Here is a 20,488-nt window from a genome sequence, read left to right on the forward strand (position 1 = left end):
CAAAAAGATGTGAAGTTTCCTGACGCCAAACAAGACAGTGTTTCAAAATAGGTGTATAATAGAAGTGAAAAATACAGATTTTACTGACTAAAGGAGGTGTTGTGAGATGTTCAACTGGCTGAAAAGAAAAAATTCAAAAGTGGTTACACTTGTTTCCCCGATAGCCGGCAATATGATTCCGTGCAAAGATACGGGCAAGCCGGGTAAAGGCATTGCCATCCAACCGCTTGAAGGAAGGGTGCATTCGCCCGCAGCAGGAAGAATTACGCACATTTCTCCGGAAAACAACGCCATCAGTATATTGACAGACCAGGGGCTTGAAATTACAATCCGCCTCAATACAGAAGAAGCCGCTATGGAAAGCGAAGAATTTGTGATCATGGTCAAAGAAGGCGATCACATTACCGCCGGAACTCCGCTCATGGAATTTTCCTTTCAATTGACAGATGCCAAAACAGAAAATCTTTACTCCTCTGTCTCCGTTGCCAATATGGATCAAGTCGAAAGCATGGAAGTCCCGCCGGCCCAGACAATCGGCCTCGATGACTGGGTAATGCGGGTAAAAATGAAATCAGGGAACCGGGAATAATCTTTTTTAAAGAAGGTGGCGCCCATTTTTTACCGTTTGTTAAAAGGTACATAGAAATGCCGTAAAGGCTTTTGTTCTTTACGGCATTTTTGTGTGCATTGTAGAAAAATCGTTAAAATTGCTTTTCTGTGGCTGTGGTATGGTGAAAACAGGAGGTCGATCGCCATGCCAAAAAGGGAATTAAACAACGGGCCGGTCATCCAAAAAGAAAAGGAAACCGTGTCACAAATGATTGCCATTTACTGCCGGAAAAAACACCACCGCAAGACGCTTTGCGAAGAATGCCTCGATTTACAAAACTATTGCTTAAAAAGGCTTTCCTATTGCCGGTTTGGCGAGGAAAAAAGCGCGTGTTCCAACTGCAAGGTCCATTGCTACCGGAAAGATTACCGTGAAAAAATCAGGGCGGTCATGCGTTTTTCCGGCCCGTGGATGCTTTTGTACCATCCCGTTTTTTCCATCCGGCATTTATTAAAAAAATAAGTTTGGGCGATGCATGATTTGTAAATTAGTTACATAAATGGATTTTACCGGCTGAGTGTATTATGATAAAACCATATGAAATTTTTTCATCACCAAGGAGCAGAAAAATATGTATAAATTGATTGCCATTGATATGGACGGAACGCTTTTAAACGACCAGCATGAAGTCACTCCGGAAGTCCGGGAAGCTTTACATAAAGCGAAAAAGAAAGGCGTCAAAATCGTGCTGTGCACGGGGCGGCCGATCGGGGGCGTCCGCCGCTTTCTTGAAGATTTATTGCTGAATGAAGAAGATGATTATGTCATTGCCTATAACGGCGCGCTCGTGCAAAATACGCATACGAACGGGGTTGTCGCGGAACGGTCGATTGGTTACGGCGATTTGGTGCGGCTGTACGGGCTCAGCCTCGAACTGAAAACGCCGATGCATTTTTTTGACCCGGAACATTTGTATACGCCGAACCGGGATCTCAGTCCTTATACGGTTGTGGAATCTTATTTGACGCAGATGCCGGTGCATTACCGGACATTGGAAGAGCTGCCGCGGGATATGGTGATTCCGAAAGTGATGTTTATTGACGAGCCGGAGAAGCTGAGCCGGACGATTGAAGCGATTCCGGACTGGGTGCAGGAGAAGTACACGATGGTCAGAAGCATGCCGTTTTATTATGAAATTTTGCATAAAGATGCGAGCAAAGGCAATGCTGTGAAACTCCTTGCCAGCCATCTCGGCATCCGCCGCGAGGAAGTGATTTGTATCGGCGATAATGAAAATGACCTGACCATGATTGAATACGCCGGCTGCGGGGTGGCGATGGGCAATGCCGTCCCGAAAGTAAAGGCGATTGCCGATTTCGAAACGCGCACGAACAACGAACACGGCGTCGCCTATGCAATTGAGAAACTGGTGTTGTCGTAAAAAGAAGGGTGCCCGCCGGCAGAAGGCAGGCACCCTTCTTTAAAATGGATTCGGGCCGGGCTCTTCCAGTGCCTCAGCGAGTTCGCCGCAATCCGGGCAACAAATATAGGTATCATACAAATGATACCCGACATAGCCGTGCGTCAACTCCTGCATATCCCAAATCGTTTCCCATTCCATATCAAAAGTCTTGTTGCAACGTTTACAGTAAAACATCACGCTTCCAAAATCTTCCTGTCCCTTTTCCTGCTTCTTTTTCTTCAATTGGATTAGCCCCATTCTAAAATAGTTTTAACGGTTCGGCTTTTGGCTTTTCGTGATGCATCTTACAGGCAGGCTGTCTTTTTTAAAACAGTTTGGGTCGCCCTGAACGGATTCTGCCAAATAAGACAAATTTGCAAACTATGATCTGTATCACGCCATTTTTACGCCATCTTGTTTAAAATAAAGGAAATGGCAAAGAAAGAGGGAATTAACATGGAAATGCCACATTGTGCCATGATTAGCGGCGGGGCTGATGTTGCATTGTGCGCAGGCCTCAACCAGTTGAAAAATGAGCATGGGCACTTGAATGAATTAAAACGCGCATTGTATGAAACGGCAGAGCAGATGATAAACGGTGAACTCGAAAATAAACGAGAAGCCCTTGGCGCGCTGCGGAAAGGGACTGAATCCTTTTCCGCACAGCTGAAACACCATGCCGAACGGGAAGAAAATGTGCTGTTTACCATGATGGCCCGCTACATTGGACGCGAAAACGGGCCGATCGCCGTGATGGAATACGAGCATGATGAAGCAGAAAAATATATTGAGATTTTCTTGAATGGCACAAAAATCATGGATGAAGGCCAGGCCGAAATGCTTGCTTCCTATATCGTTCAAATGTATGAGCTGCTCACAAGCCATTTTTTCAAAGAAGAAAACGTCCTGTTTCCAATGGCTGAAAACCTGTTATCAGCAGCTGAAAAAGACGAGCTGGAAGAAAAAATCTGTACAACTGGATTACAGTGAAATTCCAAAAAAGGGCTGTCCCGGAACCGGGAGCAGCCTTTTTTCCATCATGCCCATTTTTCCTTATAATACCGCCCTACGGAATCAGCAGTGACGATTGCTGCATACACATGGTCAGGGGTGACTTCAAACGGCATGTTATAAATCGTCTCGCCTTCCGCGCAGGAAAGTTCAGCCACTTTCCGGAGCTTTTCCTCATTGAGTTCTTTCACGCCCAAATCCCCGAGCGTGACGGGAAGTCCGACACTCAGGCAGAAGGAGACCACCTCTTCAATTTCCGCTTTCGGCGCATCTTCTAAAATCAGCTGGGCGAGGGTACCGAATGCCACTTTTTCGCCGTGGTACATGCTATGGGTTTCTTCAAGCACGGTAAGCCCGTTATGGATCGCATGTGCCGCAGCAAGTCCGCCGCTTTCAAAGCCGATTCCGCTCAAATACGTATTCGCTTCAATGATTTTTTCCACTGCTTCCGTAACAAGATGTTTTTCTGCTGCCAGTTTCGCTTTTAACCCTTCCAAAATTTGCGTGTCATAACAAAGTTTTGCAAGCGTAATCGCCGCTTCCGTAACATGTCCGCCGGCCATCGTCGTTTTATTTGCCCGCTTAGTGGCACGCGCTTCAAAATACGTCGCAAGCGCATCCCCCATGCCGGAAACGAGCAGGCGGGCAGGGGCAGAGGCAATCACTTTCGTATCCATGATGACAAACGTCGGGTTCAGCGGCAGCATCAAGTATTCTTCAAACTCGCCGTTCTCTTTGTAGATGACAGACAGGGCGCTTGTCGGGGCATCGGTGGAAGCGATGGTCGGCGCGACAATCACCGGGATGTTGTTGTAATACCCGACTGCTTTTGCGGTATCCAATGTTTTTCCACCGCCGATTCCGACCATGACATCAGCTTTCTGGGATTTGCAGGCATCACAAAGCCGTTCGATTTCTGGTTTAGAACACTCGCCGCCGAATAATGCCATTTGATACCCCGTTTCTTTGCCGGCATAGCTTTCTTCAACCGTTTTGCCGACAAGGCCGGTGACAAATTCATCCGCAATAATAAACGCTTTTTTGCCAAGCCTTTCCGTATACGCCGAAAGCCTGGACAATTCATCGGGGCCCTGTATAAACTTGCTTGGAGAGGTAATGATTTTCGTCATAAAAATGCCTCCTCTTTTTGTGAAAAGTATAACAAACACAACTCCATCATAACTTATTTTTGCAAAAAAGAAAACCTTTTCATCGCATCATCCATACTTTTTCAAAAACGTTCAATTTTCGGGGGAGAATAAGTAAAATGAGGCTGTTACGACAAAATGTGACAGAAATATGATTTGTTTTGAAGAAAAATGATATTTTTTGATTGAAAACGGTTGATTATGATTAAGTATATGATAAAATAACATCAGACGGAGGAATGAAGATGTTAGCAGAAGAACGCTATCAAATCATTTTGCAACATTTGCAAGAAAACCATATCGTAAAAGTGCAGGAGCTGGTTAACCTGCTTAATGCTTCAGAATCAACGGTCAGGCGCGATCTTCAGGACCTGGAAGCGATGAATCTGCTCAGGCGCATCCATGGCGGCGCATCGATTTTGCAACGCAGAAGCGAAGAACCGGATATGGATACGAAAACGCTCAAAAACGTTCAACAGAAAAGAATCATCGCTCAATTAGCAGCAAAAATGATCAGTGACAATGACTGCATTTATTTGGACGCCGGAACGACAACGCTTGAAATGATTCCTTATATAGAGGGGAATAATGTAATCGTTGTCACGAACGGGATCCCGCATGTGGAGGCGCTTGTCGAGAAAAAAATCAAATCTTACCTTCTCGGCGGGATGATGAAACGAACAACGAGGGCGGTGATCGGCAGTGTCGCCATGCAGACATTAAACAGTTTCCGGTTTGACAAAGCGTTTCTCGGCGCAAACGGCGTAGACCTTGAAATGGGCTTTACCACGCCGGACCCGGAAGAAGCATTGATCAAGCGGCGGGCAAAAGAACTTTCCGAACAATGTTATGTGCTTGCAGACAGCAGCAAATTTCAGGAAGTGGCTTTTTGCAAGATGTTTGACATTTCGGAGGCTTCCATTGTCACGGATGAATTGCCGGATTCCTTAAAATCTTCCATTTTAAGCAAAACGAAGGTGATATGTGAGCAAAGCGGAGCATAAAGAAGTTTTTCCTCCGCCATGATAAAAGCACGCAGTTGAAACAAAATAACAAATGGCTCTTCAGCACCCGGTTTGGATGCCATGATAAGATGTATTGTTTTCTGTACTGGAAAAAGGAGTGAACTAAAATGAAAATAACCGATTTATTGGTCCAGGAGACCATGGTTATGGATATGCAGGCGACGAAAAAAGAAGAAGCGATTGACGAATTGATTGCAAGCCTGTCAAAAAGCGGCCGCATCAATGACCCGGTTCTTTTTAAAGAAATGATTTTAAAACGCGAGCAGGAGTCGAGTACAGGAATCGGCGACGGAATCGCAATGCCGCACGCAAAAACAAAAGCGGTCAATAAAGCGACAGTCGTATTCGGGCGCAGCAAAAAAGGCGTCGATTACGAGGCGCTGGACGGCCAGCCATCCTATTTATTCTTCATGATTGCAGCGCCTGAAGACGCAGCGGATACGCATTTGCAAACATTGGCGGCATTGTCGAGGCTTTTGATCGACCAGGAGTTTGTACAGCAATTGAAACAGGCTGAAACGCCGGCTGAAGTGGCAAGGCTGTTCGATGAAAAACAAGCGGAAAAAGAAGGAAAAGAAGCAGCGGAAACGGGTGCCGGCAACGGTTCGGATGACAAATTGATCGTTGCTGTTACCGCCTGTCCGACCGGGATCGCCCATACGTATATGGCGGAAGATTCTTTGAAGAAAAAAGCGGAAGAAATGGGCATTCCGATCCGGGTGGAAACAAACGGCTCGGAAGGTGTCAAACACGAACTGACGAAAGATGAAATTGACCGCGCTGTCGGGGTCATTGTCGCAGCCGACAAGAAAGTTGAAATGGCGCGCTTTGACGGCAAACACGTCCTGCAAACGCCTGTCAGCGATGCCATCCGCAAGCCGGAAGACTTGATCAACCGGATACTGGCACAAAATGCGCCTGTTTACCATGCAGACAGCACGGACCGCAGCCAGGACGACGGGCCGGCGGAGAAAAAGTCGGTATGGGGAACCATTTACAAAGATTTGATGAACGGGATTTCGCACATGCTGCCATTCGTTGTCGGCGGCGGGATCTTGCTTGCGATTTCGTTCCTGATTGAAAGAACAGCCGGTGAACACAACACGATTTTCAAAATGCTGAGTGCGATTGCAGGCGGCGATACAGGGGCATTCCACTTCCTGATTGCGATTCTGGCCGGATTTATCGCATCGAGCATTGGCGACCGCCCGGCTCTCATGCCTGGTATGGTCGGCGGCTATCTTGCGTCCAGATCGAATGCCGGTTTCCTCGGCGGACTTGCAGCCGGTTTCCTTGCCGGATATATGATCGTCTTTTTGAAAAAAGTATTTGCAGGGCTGCCGCAGGCGCTGAATGGATTAAAACCGATTTTGATTTTCCCGGTTTTAGGCCTCTTGCTTACCGGCGGATTGATGTACTATATTTTTGACCCGATTTTCAAATGGATCAACACCGGTTTAATCGGTGGTTTGAATAACCTTGGCACGGGCAATGCCGTACTGCTCGGCATCGTTCTGGGCGGCATGATGGCCATCGATATGGGCGGCCCGTTCAACAAAGCGGCTTACACGTTTGCGATCGGTGTATTTACGTCGAGCGGCAACACGAACGGCATGATGATGGCTGCCGTAATGGCCGGCGGGATGGTACCGCCGCTTGCGATTGCGCTTGCCACCACGTTCTTCAAAAATAAATTTACGAATCAGGAAAAAGAAGCGGGCATTACAAACTATGTGCTCGGGCTGTCCTTTATTACGGAAGGGGCAATCCCGTTTGCAGCATCAGATCCGCTCCGTGTCATTGGTTCAAGCATTGTTGGTTCGGCGATAGCCGGTGGGCTGACACAATTCTGGCACATTAACATACCGGCTCCGCACGGCGGGATTTTCGTTGTATTCCTTGCCAACCATGCGGTCTTGTTCCTTGTCTCCATTATCATTGGCGCAATTGTTTCCGGCCTGATTCTCGGGTTATGGAAACGGCCTGTTGCACAGAAAAACGGATAATGCAGCGAACAAAGCCTTTTGTATAAAGCAAATAAGGTAACAAAAAAAGACCGGCCAGGCATGCCGGTCTTTTTTCATTCTCTAATATTTTTTAACGTGCGGCGATGGTGGCCTGTTCGGCAGATAAAAGATTGAAGCAACGGCCGGTCCGCGTTAACATAAAATTATCAAGATATTGCCATCACCGCCAAAAATTTCGTTACAGCTCGTTTTTTTACACGCTTTTCACGGATATTTGGGTATAGTTGTATTAGTGGATTTAATAAACATAAGAGGATAAGGGGAAAAATATCCATATGAACATGTTTCTGATTTTATTGATCTTACTTTTGCTTGTTGGCATCTCCGATATTTTAAATCATTTTATCCCATTTATTCCGGTGCCGCTTATTCAAATTGCCCTCGGTCTTGCGTTTGCAGCCGTGCCGGTCGGGGCGCATGTCCCGCTTGAACCGGAATTGTTTTTCGTGTTATTTATCGCACCACTGTTGTTTCATGATGGAAGAAACGTATCCCGCGAAGCCATGTGGAGGCTGCGGAATCCGATTTTGCTGCTTGCGCTCGGGCTTGTTTTTGTCACGGTGTTTGCGGTCGGGTATATTACCCATCTGATGATTCCCTCACTCCCGTTTGCGGCAGCATTTGCCCTGGCCGCCATTTTATCCCCGACCGATGTTGTAGCAGTCAGCGCCATTTCCGAGCGGGTAAAAATTTCACGCGTGATCATGCACCTGCTGCAAGGAGAAGGGCTATTAAATGATGCATCCAGCCTTGTTGCATTTAAATTTGCGATTGCGGCAGCGGTCACTGGGTCGTTTTCGCTTGCTGAAGCCGGCGCCAGTTTTTTGCTCATCTCGATCGGCGGCTTTTTAGGCGGCGCATTGCTGGCATTTTTCATTATCCGTTTCAGGGTGCTGATTCGCCGCCTCGGGATGGAAGATGTCACGATCCATATGCTCATCCAAATTTTAACTCCGTTTTTCATTTACCTTGTTGCGGAACATTTTCATTTATCTGGCATTTTGGCGGTTGTCGCCGGCGGAATGGTCCATGCCGTTGAGCGTGAACGGGAACAGTCCCCAAATCTTTCCTACCAGATCGTTTCGCGCAGTACTTGGACAGTTTTATCCTATATTTTAAACGGCCTTGTCTTTGTCCTTTTAGGCCAGCAAATGCCGGCAGTACTCGGCGAAATTTGGACAAGCCCGGATTTTAATAACGGCACGGTGATTTTGTATATCGTTGTGGTCACGGCCGCCCTTTTGCTGCTCCGGTTTCTCTGGGTGTACGCCGTGTGGTGGGTCGGATGGAAGTCAAAAAAACAGCGCCTTGCAAAGCCTTCCCTAAAGCATACGGCGATTACAACGATATCCGGCGTCCGGGGGGCGGTTACGCTGGCCGGCGCATTCTCTATTCCGTACACCATTGCAAGCGGAGCTCCTTTTCCGTATCGTTCTTTGCTGATTTTTATTGCGGCCGGTGTCATCCTGCTGACGCTTGTGATCGCAAGTGTGTTCCTGCCTCTTTTGGCGAAGCGGGAAGGAAATGAGGCAGATCGTTCAGAGCGTAAAGCGGAAAAAAATGCTTCAATCTTTATCAAGGAAGCGGCAGTCCAGTCTGTGCGTGAGGAAGTGAATGACGAGAACCGGGAAGCGGCAGCGGCTGTGATTGACAACTATCAAAATATGCTACATCAATTAAAAGCGGAAAAAAGTGAAATAGATTCACTTGAATTCAAACGGATTGAAACGGAGACAAGGATGAAGGCGCTGGAGGCGGAAACGGATTATATTAATGCTTTGATGAAATCAAAACGCATTGACCAGGAGATGGCTTTTTTGTTCCTTGAATATATTCACCGGATGGAAATTGCCGTTACCGATAAAATGAAGTTCAGGTTTTTGAATTTATGGACCCTTTTCCGGAAAGGCGCCACCCGGTTCCTTTTCCTCTTTTACCCGAATAAGGAAAGACGCCGCAAACAGCGGATTAACCGTTATGCGAAAATCAGGCAAATTAAAATTGAAATGGCGGAAGCGGCGATCCGGGCCATTAAATCGGGAATGACAGAGGAAAACAGGGAAATTTCGTTTCTTGTCATCAGTGAATACCGGAAGTTTATCCGGATTTTGAACAAGCCGAAAAATATGGAGGCATCCCTGAAGTATACCCAGATGGAAAGGGATCTGCAGGAAAAGGCTTTTCAGGCCGAGCGAAACGCTGTGCAGGCGCTGTTTGAACGGGGGGGAATTTCAAGGGAGACTGCCCGCAAACTCCGCAGGCAAATCAATATCCGGGAAGTGTATTGGATGGAAGAACATCAACTCCATGCATGATATAATAATCTTAGAAGGCCGTGCCGGAACGAATGCGGCATCCGCAAATTAATCAGGACAGGCTTTTGTGCCGCTTTTTCCGCACACGGGCTGATATAAAATGGCGTAATCTGGCCCCTTCTATTGTTAATCCGGCTTCATTTTGTGTAGTGAATATGATCCGGGATTGAAAGCCTCGTTGTATTTTCCGTATTCCAAAAAAAGATGAATCGGGGTGCCTGCAATGTATTTAACCATTCAGGAAACAGCGGAATATCTGTCTTTGCCGGAACCGGTGATTGAGAAACTGATCCTGCAAAGACGCATACGCGCCGTGCATGATGGAGAGCAGTATTTGATTAACCGGGATCAGTTTGATATTTATTTGCAACAGCTCGAAAAATACAGGCAGCTTGTGGAAGAATGGCTGAATGAACCGCTTCCGGAAGATCCGGACATCAAAGACGAGGACTAAACGGATATTGGAGGATTTGGAATGTTTGACAAGGTAAAAGGAAAGCTGATTGTGTCATGCCAGGCGCTGGAGGATGAACCTTTGCATAGCCCGTTCATCATGTCGAAAATGGCGCTCGCAGCAAAAGAAGGCGGAGCGGCCGGCACCCGGGCAAACAGCGCTGACGATATCCGGGCCATCAAAGCAGAAACAGGTCTGCCTGTCATTGGCATTGTCAAAAGGGATTACGAAGGTTCAGAAGTGTATATTACCCCAACAAAAAAAGAAATTGACGAGCTGTTTGCCGTAAAACCGGATATGATCGCGCTTGACGCAACCGGCCGGAAACGCCCGGGCGGCGAAACGCTTTCCGGTTTAATCGGATATATCCATGAAGCCGGCCTACCGGTGATGGCCGACATTTCGACGTATGAAGAAGGATTACAGGCAGCAAGGCTCGGTGCGGATTGTGTCTCCACAACGCTTTCCGGCTACACCTCCTATTCTCCGAAACAGGAAGGGCCCGATTTTGCATTGCTCAAGAAGCTTGTGGAAGCCTTGGCGATTCCCGTTTTTGCAGAAGGGCATATCAATACGCCGGCTGAAGCGAAAAAAGCGCTCGAATTCGGGGCGTTTGCAGTTGTGGTGGGTTCAGCCATTACAAGGCCGCAGCTGATTACAAGAAAATTCGCAGAGGCGATGAGGGCATAGAGCTTGATGAAAATGCCGGGTAAAGCCAGAAACGGCTTCTGGTTGCAAACCGATACAGGAAGGAATGGCTTCCATACGAAAGGTGACGTGAAAATGGAAGATTCATCTATCTCAAAGCGGAAAGCGGAACATATCCGTGTTGTGCTTGAGGAGAATGTTGCCGGGAAAGATATAACAACCGGCTTTGAAAAATATCGTTTTGAACATCAGGCGCTGCCTGAACTGGATTTTGAAGAAATCTCGACGGAAACGGCTTTTCTCGGCAAACCGTTGAAAGCCCCGTTTTTGATCAGTTCCATGACCGGCGGCACTGCCCAGGCCCGCACCATTAACCGGAACCTGGCGCAGGCGGCAGAGAAAAGAGGCTGGGCCTTTGCGTTAGGGTCGACACGGGCTGCATTGGAAAGCCCGGAACAGGCGTATACTTTTCAGGTGCGGGATGTTGCGCCGCATATTCCGGTTTTGGCCAATCTTGGCGCCGTCCAGCTGAATTACGGCTACGGGATTGACGAGTGCCGCCGGATTGTGGAACTGACCGGGGCGGATGCCTTGATCCTGCATTTTAACTCCTTGCAGGAAGTCTTCCAAAAGGGCGGCAATACGAATTTTAAAGATCTGCTTGTGAAAATTGAAGACATTTGCAGCCGCCTGGAAGTCCCGGTCGGCGCCAAAGAAGTCGGCTGGGGCATCAACGGCCGCCTCGCTGAAAAACTTTATTCCGTTGGCGTTTCTTTTGTTGATGTTGCCGGCTCAGGCGGGACATCGTGGAGCCAGGTGGAAAAATATTTAACGTCCGATCCGTTGAAAAAAGCGGCAGCAGAGGCATTTTCGGGCTGGGGAAACCCGACGGCAGAGTGCCTTACCCAGGCCCGCAACCTTGGGCTGCAAGGCACTTTGGTCGCAAGCGGCGGCTTGAAAAACGGGGTGGATGCCGCCAAAGCCATCGCCCTCGGAGCCGACTTGGCGGGATTCGGAAGAAAACTGTTGCACGACGCAGTACATTCAGTGGATGCGCTGCTTTCTACTTATGAACAAACAGAGCTTGAGCTGAAGATTGCCATGTTCGGAATCGGGGCAAAAGACTTGTCCGCTTTGAAACAAACACCGCTTTTGAAAAAAATGTAAACCATCCTGTTTCGGATGGTTGTGCCGGTATATAAGCTTGGCGGAAACAAATAGACGGGCCGGAAAGATCTGGCAAGACAACCCCGCTGCTTAGAAATTTGCAGCCGGATGGCCCGGAAATTTCGGGCAGATGAATGGGCTGGAAATATTTGTTTGGAATTTTAACGGATGTGAACGCCGTATATTTAGCCGTGGGAGACACGAGGAACTTGGGTTTTTGCCGGGGTAAAAAAGCCATACAAATATTTTTTAGAAATTCTAACCGCCTTTGCTTTTAAGCCGGGGGACACGAATATAAAAGTTTCGGTCTGGAAATTTTGCTGTGGTGAATGACCATGCAAATATTTGTTTAGAAATTCCAACCGGCTTTGGCAGATGTAAACGCCGGATATTTTAGCCGGTGGAGACACGAATATAAAAGTCCCGCCCCGGAATGTGAACCGGCTGCATAAAAAACCCCGGCTCCCGTTTTTGGGAGGCCGGGATTTTTTATTTTTTCGCGCCTGCAAAGTTAGACAGTTGGTCCATCAGTTTGCTGCGTGATCTTTTATTCCGTAATAAATAGGCAGCACCTAAAGCGACTGCTGTCATGGCCATTGATTTTTTCATCATCCACCACATCCCTTTCTTTTTTCGTATGTTTGTACTTTTCCCCTTGTATGCGGAATTAAACAGTTTAAAGCCAAAATGAAAAAGCAAACCCGGAAAAGGTTTGCTTTGAAATGGACCGGTTAATGGGCAGGGCGCGGTTTATGGGCCCGGTTTTGGAAATAATTTTTTATTGCCGGGATGGCGATACGGTCAAGTCCCCAGTAGTAAGATGCGCTGCCTGTAAACAACAGAATGATGGCGACGGTGTAAAGGACCGGGTTGGTGCTCGTTGTGCCGGCAAGCATAAAATTCAGGTTCATAAACGCGCCTGCAATTAATGCCGGGATGGTTGCCAGCCCGACAATCAGGCCAAGGCCGACCAGCAATTCCCCATAAGGAATCAGCACATTAAAAACGTGGACATTCGGTACGGCAAAATGGGCGAGGAACGCTGCGTACCAGCCTTGAACTTCGGCATTTTCGCCAGCCGTTTTTGCCAGAGCCCCCTTTAAAAATCCGGAAGCGTCAAACCCTCCTGTCAATTTATGGAAACCTGCTTCCAGCCATTGAATGCCGAGCCAAATGCGGATGATTGCCCAGATAATGCTGACTTTGGAATCATGATACCATTTCATTTTGAACATCTCCTCAAGATAAATAATGATGATTTAATGTGAATTCCTTCACATATCTTACATTTTTAGAATACAGCGTTGGCAACGGAATTACAATGGATTCCGGCTAGTTGACAAGAATTTGTGATATATTTCACATTTGTGAACAAAACATTAAAAAAGCGGCAAGCCAGGCTCACCGCTTTTTTTCGATGTTCCATTTCCATTTGAAAACAGCTTTCCCACGGCCGTTGCCGGATTCGTTGTTGCTTTGGTCAAGCTCCGGATCCCTTCTGCCGACTTTATTTTACCGGATTTCCGAAACTTCCCTCGAAAACCGATTCTTTCACAGGCCTGCGTGCAGAAGGCGTCTCTCTTTCCTGCAGGGAAGGAGGCAGTGCCTCTTTTTCACCGCGGTACCCGATGGCAATAAGGGCGTCAATTGCATAATCGGCCGGGATGTTCAATACTTCACGTGCTTTTTCAAAATCAAAGCCCGTCATCGGATGCGTGGCGAGCCCTTTTCTGACGGCTTCAAGGGAAAGATATCCCCATGCTGCGCCCGCATCAAAAGCATGTGAACCGATCGGGCCGGTTTCACTTTCCGTTTTCGAGAGAATGAGCGCAAATGCTGGGACGTTCTTGCACCACATCCTGTTGTACTCTCCGAGAAACGACAGAATCTTTTCCCTGTCTTCCTTTGTACGTGCAAGAATAAAGCGCCAAGGCTGGTGGTTATAAGCGGACGGCGCCCAGCGCGCTGCTTCAAACAAGCTCAAAAGCACCTCTTCCGGTACTTCTTTTTCCAAAAAAGAACGCGGTGACCATCTTTCCAAATAGACCGGATCGATATCATAGTGCGCTTCACGCGGCGATGTTGTCTTTACCATGGGGATTCCTCCTTATTGATGTCATATCTTTTTTATATTAAAATAATCCAACGCAATCTACAAACGATTCAACTTGGGCAAAAAATGTATTTATGTGCCTGTTATTGTATAATAGTACCCAGGAGAAAATACGAACAGGATGATCTGAATTGGTTGAGCTTTTGCTTTTTGAAGAAGATGTTGAAGATATGTATTCCCCCGCTATTTTCCGCAGAGGAATGAGGTATTACCTTGAAGGACGGGTAAAAAAATTGATACCTGATTCTACTATGGAATTTACCTGGACGGCAATCGTAAAAGGATCCAAAACCTATTACGTCACCGTTCGGTATGACGAAGAATTCGGGGGATTTGCAAACGAATGCACGTGCCCGGCATTTGCACAATACGGCGAGTGCAAGCATGAAGTGGCGGCCATGCTTGCGATTGCAAATAGGGAGGAAGAGGTGGCGGAACCGGATATTGGCGATGTTCCGGAGACGCACCAGAATATGAAAACTTTACAATTAATGAATATTTTTTCCGGCCTTCAGCAAAGCATGATGGAAACCAAACACCATGCCGCGAGAAAGCCGCTCCGTCTTGAATATTTTTTAAAAGCTACGAACATTTCCGGCTTTGGCTCTGACCACTTTTTAACCATTGAATTTAAAATCGGGCCCGGCCGGACATATGTGGTGCGCAACATAAAAGAATTCCTTGGCCATGTCAGCCACGGGAACCCGCATGAATTTACGAAAAACTTCACTTATGATCCGGATGAATATGAGTTTGAAAAAGAAGATCATGAAATTGTGGAGATGCTGCTTTTTATGCTTTCCACCCAGCAACTGTACGAGGCTTCTATCGATAATTGGTACAGATATACATTTGAGCGGGAACTGGTTATTCCTCCGTTTATCGCAAGGCCGCTCATAGAAAAGCTGGCAAACCGCAAGTGCAAATTTGAATATGGGCGTTATGCCTCAGACTCGATTACGGTGCAACCGGGAGAAGAACTGCCGCTTTCTTTCCGGCTTGACGGCAACAGACAGGGCGGCCCGGGCTTTTCACTGCAGCTGAAGAGCTTAAGGGACCTGCTTTTGTTTGAACAATACGGGCTTGCATTTTACAAAGGGGTTTTTTATGAAACGCCCGATGAGCAACTTGTTCTCTTAAAGGCGCTCGAAGATTTTTACAAAAACAGCGGCGATGAAGTAGAGATCCGGCAAGAGCAGATAAGCCCGTTCCTTTCCAATGTGCTGCCAGGCCTGAAGCGGATCGGAAAAGTAAAGCTTACAAATGAAATAAAAGGGAAAATCGTCCAGCCAAAACTGCAAACGAAAATTTTCATGGACAACGAAGACGAAAAAATTACGCTCCGGATTGAACATCATTACGGCTCCCGTGTCATTGATCCGTTTACGGACAAAGAGACCGCCGATGATGATAAAATTTTGCTGCGCGATGTGGAAAAAGAACAGAAAATCATGACGATGATTGAACAGTCCCCGCTCAAATATAACGGCAAACAGCTGTATTTGGAAGACGATGAAGAAGCGCTGTACGAATTTATTTTTACTATTCTACCGCAGCTTGAAGAAGAAGCGGAAGTGTATATTGCAGGCGGGATAAAATCGTATTTTCAGACAAGCCGCTACACGCCGGTTACATCGGTGGATATGGATACGAGCGGAAATTTTCTGGAAGTCAATTTTGACATGGACGGCATTGATGAAGAAGAAATCCGCAATGTGCTCCGGTCCGTCATCGAGAAAAAACGGTATTACCGGCTGCCGGACGGGGCTTTTGTCTCCCTCGAAAGCGATGCATTCGAACATATCGGGCAGCTCCTTAATGAACTGCATGTCTCGAAAAAAGAGCTTGAAGACAACCGCCTCAAAGTCCCGGTTTACCGCGGGCTCCAGGTGGAAGAGCTGATGAAAACGCGTGATAAATACGCCGTTAAATTTGGCAAAGCGTTCCGGAAGCTTGTCCAGCAGCTGAAAAATCCGGAAGATACGGATTTTGAACTGCCAAAAGGGCTTCAGGCGAAGATGCGTGATTATCAGGTGACCGGGTTCCAATGGTTCAAGTCGCTTGCTTATTACCGTCTTGGCGGGATTCTGGCTGATGACATGGGGCTCGGGAAAACATTGCAGAGCATCTCTTACATGCTGTCGGAAAAAGAAGCGAATCCGAATATCAATCCGTTCTTGGTTGTAGCGCCGGCATCCTTGATCTACAACTGGAAAAGCGAGATTGAAAAATTTGCACCGGGGCTGTCGTCAGTGGTTATTGCCGGCACGCCTTCCGAGCGGAAAGCCTTTTTTGAAGCGGGCGAGCTGCCGGATGTGCTGATCACCTCATACCCGACACTGCGCCAGGATATCGGGGAGTATGAAAAAATGGAATTCAACACCCTCATTTTGGATGAGGCCCAGGCGATTAAAAACTATGCGACAAAAACAGCCGCCGCCGTCCGGAATGTGCAGGCGGGGAGAAGATTTGCGTTAAGCGGCACGCCGATTGAAAATTCCATTGATGAATTATGGTCGATTTTTCAGGCGGTTCTCCCGGGCTTTTTCCCGCCGCTATCCGAATTCCGGAAAATGGAGAAGGAAAAAATTTCGCGGATGGTGCGGCCGTTCATTTTGCGCCGCGTCAAAAAAGATGTGTTGAAAGAGCTGCCGGATAAAATCGAAACGAATCAATTGTCCGAGCTGACGAAACCGCAAAAAGAACTTTATTTGGCGTATTTGGACAGAATCCGGCATGAAACCGCCCAAACATTGGCTGAAGGGGATTTTAACCGGAACCGGATTAAGATTCTCGCGGGTCTTACCCGTCTGCGGCAATTGTGCTGCCATCCGGCCCTGTTTGTGGAGAATTACCGGGGCGAGTCCGGAAAACTCGAGCAGCTCGTTGAATTGGCCCATACGGCAATCGAAAACGGAAAACGGATGCTCATTTTCTCGCAGTTTTCCAGCATGCTCCAGCTGATCCGGTCGCGTTTTTCCGGCGAGGGCATCGATTCCTTTTATCTCGACGGCCAGACGCCATCACGCGAGCGGGTCGAAATGGCAGACCGGTTTAATAGCGGCGAGAAAAATGTCTTTCTGATTTCGCTCAAGGCAGGCGGCACCGGCTTAAACCTGACCGGCGCCGATACCGTTGTGCTGTACGATTTGTGGTGGAACCCGGCTGTGGAAGAACAGGCGGCCGGCCGCGCCCACCGCATCGGCCAGAAAAACGTCGTCCAGGTCATCCGCCTGATCGCCCGCGGCACCATTGAGGAAAAAATATACGAACTCCAGCAGAAAAAGAAAGAACTGATCGAAAAAGTCATCCAGCCGGGCGAAACCATGCTGAACAGCCTGAATGAAGAGGAAATTAAAGAACTGCTGGGCATGTAAAGGGAATGTGGCGGCATCGGCATTGCCCCCCTTTTTTACGGCCCGGGTGGAGGCAGGTATGTAAGGAAAACCCCCGCAGCTGTTTGGCTGCGGGGATTTTGGGATGAGAGTAGAAGGCGAAAAAGTTCTATATTTATTCAAAAAACAATTTCTTTATTGTTATATAATGGACATAAAAGGAGGAGATTTATGGAGTCCATTGCACATATTCGTGAAAGCGACCAGAAGGTACAAACAGTTGAAGAACATTTATTGGCAGCGAAAGATTTGGCTGAAACTTATGGCGAAAAGATTGGTGTAAAGCACATAACCGGGCTTGCTGCACTACTTCACGATTTAGGGAAATATACACACGCATTCCGCAATTATATTTTGGAAGCGGTAAACAACCCTGATCGCCCGCCGAAAAGAGGGAGTGTAGACCATTCTACTGCCGGAGGGAAGCTTTTGTACAGCATGTTCCATTCAGGGAAAACCAGTCCTCATAAAGCATTGTTAGCTGAAATGGTGGGCAATGCAATCATTTCTCACCATTCCTATTTGCAGGATTTTATCAGCCCGGAAATGGAACTAAAGTACTTAAATAGAGTTGAAAGTAAGGAAATTGACGAATTTGAAACGGCAAAGAAAAACTTTTTTGAAAAAGTGATGAGCCCATCAAGCTTTTCTGATTATGTGAATCAGGCCGAAATTGAATTAAAGCACTTTATTATGAAAGATGCATCAAAACCGCTTGCGCATAAGATGATGTTTTTAACGAAATATATTTTCAGTGCGCTAATTGATGCTGACCGGACGAACACCAGATTGTTTGAGGAAAACAGACCGGAAATAGAGCATACTCCAGTTGCAAAGTTGTTTAATCAATACTATGAAAAACTGTTACTTACTTTAGACAGTTTTAAGGAAAATTCGAGCGCTAATGCCCGTATCAACCGATTAAGATCCGGGATGTCCGAGCAATGCGATGCTTTTGCCGAGAAACCGTCCGGTATTTATACGCTTTCGATCCCGACCGGAGGAGGAAAAACTTTTGCCAGCCTGCGATACGCATTAAAGCATGCCCAACTTTATAACAAAAAGCGTATCATTTATGTCGTGCCTTTTACGACAATTATCGAACAAAATGCTGAGGAAGTGCGGAAAGTTTTGCAGGACGATGTAAATATTCTTGAACATCATTCAAACGTCGTCGAAGATGCTGATGAGAATGATGAACAACAGGACGGAATTATGAGTGCGCAGCAACGGCTGAAATTGGCAAGGGATAATTGGGATGCTCCAATCATTTTTACCACAATGGTGCAGTTTTTAAATGTCTTTTATGCGAAGGGAAGCAGAAATATTAGACGCCTTCATAATATGAGTGAAGCGGTGCTAATCTTTGATGAAGTGCAAAAAGTGCCGGTTCCTTGCATTTCCTTATTTAATGAAGCACTAAACTTTTTAAAAACATATTGCCATTCCAGCATTCTTCTTTGTACGGCAACCCAGCCGGCATTAAATTATGTTGAACATCAATTGCAGGTCAGCCCAAATTCGGAGATTATCCGCGATCTGGAAAACGTATTAGACGCCTTTAAGAGAGTTGAAATTGTTGACAGGGCAACTGATGAATCATTCAACACCGAAAAGCTTGCCGGCTTTATTGAGGAAAGAATGACAGAGGTTTCCAGTGTACTGGTGATATTGAATACCAAGCGTGTTGTAAAAGAATTATATAATCATTTAAATTCTAACGATAATACCCATATTTTCCATTTAAGTACATCTATGTGTGCAGCCCACCGCAATCAAATTTTGGAAGAGGTAAGGCACTGCCTGAATACCGGTAAAAAAGTAATATGTGTCAGTACCCAATTAATTGAGGCGGGTGTCGACGTGAGCTTCGATTGTGTCATCCGTTCCTTAGCCGGCCTGGATTCGATTGCACAGGCGGCCGGGCGTTGCAATCGGCACGGAGAGAAAGAGACCGGTTTTGTGTATGTGATCAACCATGAAGAAGAAAATCTAAGCAGGCTCCCGGAAATAAAAAAAGGCAAAGAGATTTCAAAGCGAATTTTTATCGATTTAAAAAATAATCCGTCTATCCATAATGGAAATGTTCTGTCTACCCAAGCAATGGAAAAATATTTTAAAGAGTTTTATACAGAACTTAATACCCGTTTGGATTACGATGTTCCGTCTCTTCAGAGTAATATGGTGGAAATGTTAACAGCTGACCCCAACCACTATAGTTATGCGAGGGCGTATCGCAGTAATACGAAGAAGGAATTTCCGTTGTTCTTAAGCAGCAGTTTTTATACAGCTGCAGAAAAATTCCGTGTGATAGATGATAAGACTACTTCTGTTATTGTTCCTTTTGGGAAGGGGAAAGACGTGATAGCCGAATTAAGCAGCAAAGTAACCATTGAAGATCTCGGCAAACTCATGAAAAAAGCACAGCAGTACACGATCAATCTTTACAGTCAGGAACTACAAAAGCTTGAGCAAAATGGCGGAATCATAGGTTTGTTTGACGGTAAAGTATTGGCTCTCAAGGAAGGTGCATATGATCATGAATTTGGATTGAATGTGGAGAATGACAGCGAATTGGATTTTTTGTCAATTTAAAAACCTATCATAATAGATAGGTTTTTAAATCATATAATATATATTTCAATCCGCGCTTTCACAGCGACTATATTATCATAACACAAAAACAGAAAGAAAGATTTTCTTCATATAATATATAATTTTTTGACTAGAAAAGATTCGCATTGTATACTGAATTTATCAAAAAAGCCAAAAAATGAGAGGAGGGGAAAAATGAGGAATTCTATAGAATTTGAGGTATATGGCAAATATGCTTTGTTTACTGACCCGTTGACAAAAATGGGAGGTGAAAAATTATCCTATCAAATACCTACCTACCAAGCACTAAAGGGGATAGTTGAATCGATCTACTGGAAACCCACTATTCTAATGATAATTGATGATTTGCGTGTTATGAATCCAATCAAGATGGAGTCTAAGGGTGTTAGGCCGATTGAATATGGCGGCGGCAATACACTGGCAAATTACACATATTTGCGTGATGTACGCTACCAGGTAAGGGCACATGTGTATGGCAAAATAAAAGTGCAGAGCTTTGCAAAGGAAAAATGCAGAGTCCTGCACTAAATTTTTGTGCATAAACAAAAAAAGACTTG

Annotated in this window: 17 protein-coding genes and 1 pseudogene; 13 read left to right on the forward strand and 5 right to left on the reverse strand. The window is 46.3% G+C overall.

The features are described 5' to 3' along the window. Positions 1 to 106 precede the first annotated feature (106 nt). The 3 genes from IC21_RS08070 (at position 107) to yidA (ending at position 1,991) form a co-directional block, all read left to right on the forward strand. Positions 107 to 589: a PTS glucose transporter subunit IIA gene (locus IC21_RS08070; protein ID WP_013860418.1), complete on the forward strand. Its 483-nt coding sequence runs from the start codon at positions 107 to 109 to the stop codon at positions 587 to 589. A gap of 165 nt (positions 590 to 754) precedes the next feature. Next, entirely contained in the window at positions 755 to 1,072 is a 318-nt protein-coding gene (locus IC21_RS08075; RefSeq protein WP_013860417.1) for a nitrous oxide-stimulated promoter family protein, read from the forward strand. 109 nt (positions 1,073 to 1,181) lie between these two features. Continuing rightward, the gene (yidA, locus tag IC21_RS08080) at positions 1,182 to 1,991 is read left to right on the forward strand and encodes a sugar-phosphatase (protein WP_029141826.1); all 810 of its coding nucleotides are present in this window, start codon (positions 1,182 to 1,184) and stop codon (positions 1,989 to 1,991) included. 39 nt (positions 1,992 to 2,030) lie between these two features. Here yidA and IC21_RS08085 read toward each other — a convergent pair whose 3' ends face one another. Then, positions 2,031 to 2,255, reverse strand: a complete 225-nt coding sequence (locus tag IC21_RS08085) for a hypothetical protein (protein WP_013860415.1) — start codon at positions 2,253 to 2,255, stop codon at positions 2,031 to 2,033. 213 nt (positions 2,256 to 2,468) lie between these two features. Here IC21_RS08085 and IC21_RS08090 point away from each other — a divergent pair, with 213 nt between their 5' ends. Continuing rightward, entirely contained in the window at positions 2,469 to 3,002 is a 534-nt protein-coding gene (locus tag IC21_RS08090) for a hemerythrin domain-containing protein (RefSeq protein WP_013860413.1), read from the forward strand. Positions 3,003 to 3,049: 47 nt separating this feature from the next. Here the strand turns inward: IC21_RS08090 and IC21_RS08095 are convergent, their stop codons facing one another. Then, positions 3,050 to 4,153, reverse strand: a complete 1,104-nt coding sequence (locus IC21_RS08095; RefSeq protein ID WP_029141825.1) for a glycerol dehydrogenase — start codon at positions 4,151 to 4,153, stop codon at positions 3,050 to 3,052. Positions 4,154 to 4,416: 263 nt separating this feature from the next. Between IC21_RS08095 and IC21_RS08100 the strand changes: the two genes are divergently transcribed. The 6 genes from IC21_RS08100 to fni all read left to right on the forward strand — a co-directional run bounded on the left by IC21_RS08100 (position 4,417) and on the right by fni (position 11,807). Then, positions 4,417 to 5,175 (forward strand): DeoR/GlpR family DNA-binding transcription regulator, encoded by a 759-nt coding sequence (locus tag IC21_RS08100; RefSeq protein ID WP_029141824.1) that lies wholly within the window; start codon positions 4,417 to 4,419, stop codon positions 5,173 to 5,175. 128 nt (positions 5,176 to 5,303) lie between these two features. Further along, positions 5,304 to 7,202, forward strand: a complete 1,899-nt coding sequence (locus IC21_RS08105) for a PTS fructose transporter subunit IIABC (protein ID WP_029141823.1) — start codon at positions 5,304 to 5,306, stop codon at positions 7,200 to 7,202. 296 nt (positions 7,203 to 7,498) lie between these two features. Then, positions 7,499 to 9,538 (forward strand): Na+/H+ antiporter, encoded by a 2,040-nt coding sequence (locus IC21_RS08110; RefSeq protein WP_029141822.1) that lies wholly within the window; start codon positions 7,499 to 7,501, stop codon positions 9,536 to 9,538. Between the two features lie 223 nt (positions 9,539 to 9,761). Then, a complete protein-coding gene (locus IC21_RS08115) occupies positions 9,762 to 9,992 on the forward strand; it encodes an excisionase family DNA-binding protein (protein WP_013860408.1) in 231 nt (76 codons plus the stop codon). A gap of 21 nt (positions 9,993 to 10,013) precedes the next feature. Beyond that, positions 10,014 to 10,682 (forward strand): N-acetylmannosamine-6-phosphate 2-epimerase, encoded by a 669-nt coding sequence (locus IC21_RS08120; RefSeq protein WP_029141821.1) that lies wholly within the window; start codon positions 10,014 to 10,016, stop codon positions 10,680 to 10,682. Positions 10,683 to 10,775: 93 nt separating this feature from the next. Continuing rightward, on the forward strand, positions 10,776 to 11,807 hold the full coding sequence (gene fni / locus IC21_RS08125) for a type 2 isopentenyl-diphosphate Delta-isomerase (RefSeq protein WP_029141820.1): 1,032 nt from the start codon (positions 10,776 to 10,778) through the stop codon (positions 11,805 to 11,807). Between the two features lie 489 nt (positions 11,808 to 12,296). Here the strand turns inward: fni and IC21_RS17560 are convergent, their stop codons facing one another. The 3 genes from IC21_RS17560 to IC21_RS08135 form a co-directional block, all read right to left on the reverse strand. Further along, positions 12,297 to 12,419 (reverse strand): hypothetical protein, encoded by a 123-nt coding sequence (locus IC21_RS17560; RefSeq protein ID WP_013860405.1) that lies wholly within the window; start codon positions 12,417 to 12,419, stop codon positions 12,297 to 12,299. A gap of 119 nt (positions 12,420 to 12,538) precedes the next feature. Then, positions 12,539 to 13,033 (reverse strand): DoxX family protein, encoded by a 495-nt coding sequence (locus tag IC21_RS08130; RefSeq protein ID WP_017554259.1) that lies wholly within the window; start codon positions 13,031 to 13,033, stop codon positions 12,539 to 12,541. Positions 13,034 to 13,314: 281 nt separating this feature from the next. Next, positions 13,315 to 13,902, reverse strand: coding sequence for a nitroreductase family protein (locus tag IC21_RS08135; protein ID WP_029141819.1), 588 nt, complete (start codon positions 13,900 to 13,902; stop codon positions 13,315 to 13,317). 149 nt (positions 13,903 to 14,051) lie between these two features. Between IC21_RS08135 and IC21_RS08140 the strand changes: the two genes are divergently transcribed. From IC21_RS08140 to cas5c, 3 genes and pseudogenes are all read left to right on the forward strand, one after another. Next, positions 14,052 to 17,297: a DEAD/DEAH box helicase gene (locus tag IC21_RS08140; RefSeq protein WP_029141818.1), complete on the forward strand. Its 3,246-nt coding sequence runs from the start codon at positions 14,052 to 14,054 to the stop codon at positions 17,295 to 17,297. 189 nt (positions 17,298 to 17,486) lie between these two features. Then, positions 17,487 to 19,910, forward strand: a complete 2,424-nt coding sequence (locus IC21_RS08145) for a CRISPR-associated helicase/endonuclease Cas3 (RefSeq protein WP_029141817.1) — start codon at positions 17,487 to 17,489, stop codon at positions 19,908 to 19,910. A 195-nt stretch (positions 19,911 to 20,105) separates the two neighbouring features. Continuing rightward, positions 20,106 to 20,399: pseudogene (cas5c, locus tag IC21_RS08150) on the forward strand (type I-C CRISPR-associated protein Cas5c); the annotation flags it as partial. Positions 20,400 to 20,488: the final 89 nt, after the last annotated feature.

The organism is Heyndrickxia coagulans DSM 1 = ATCC 7050 (assembly GCF_000290615.1).
Taxonomy (GTDB): domain Bacteria; phylum Bacillota; class Bacilli; order Bacillales; family Bacillaceae_C; genus Weizmannia; species Weizmannia coagulans.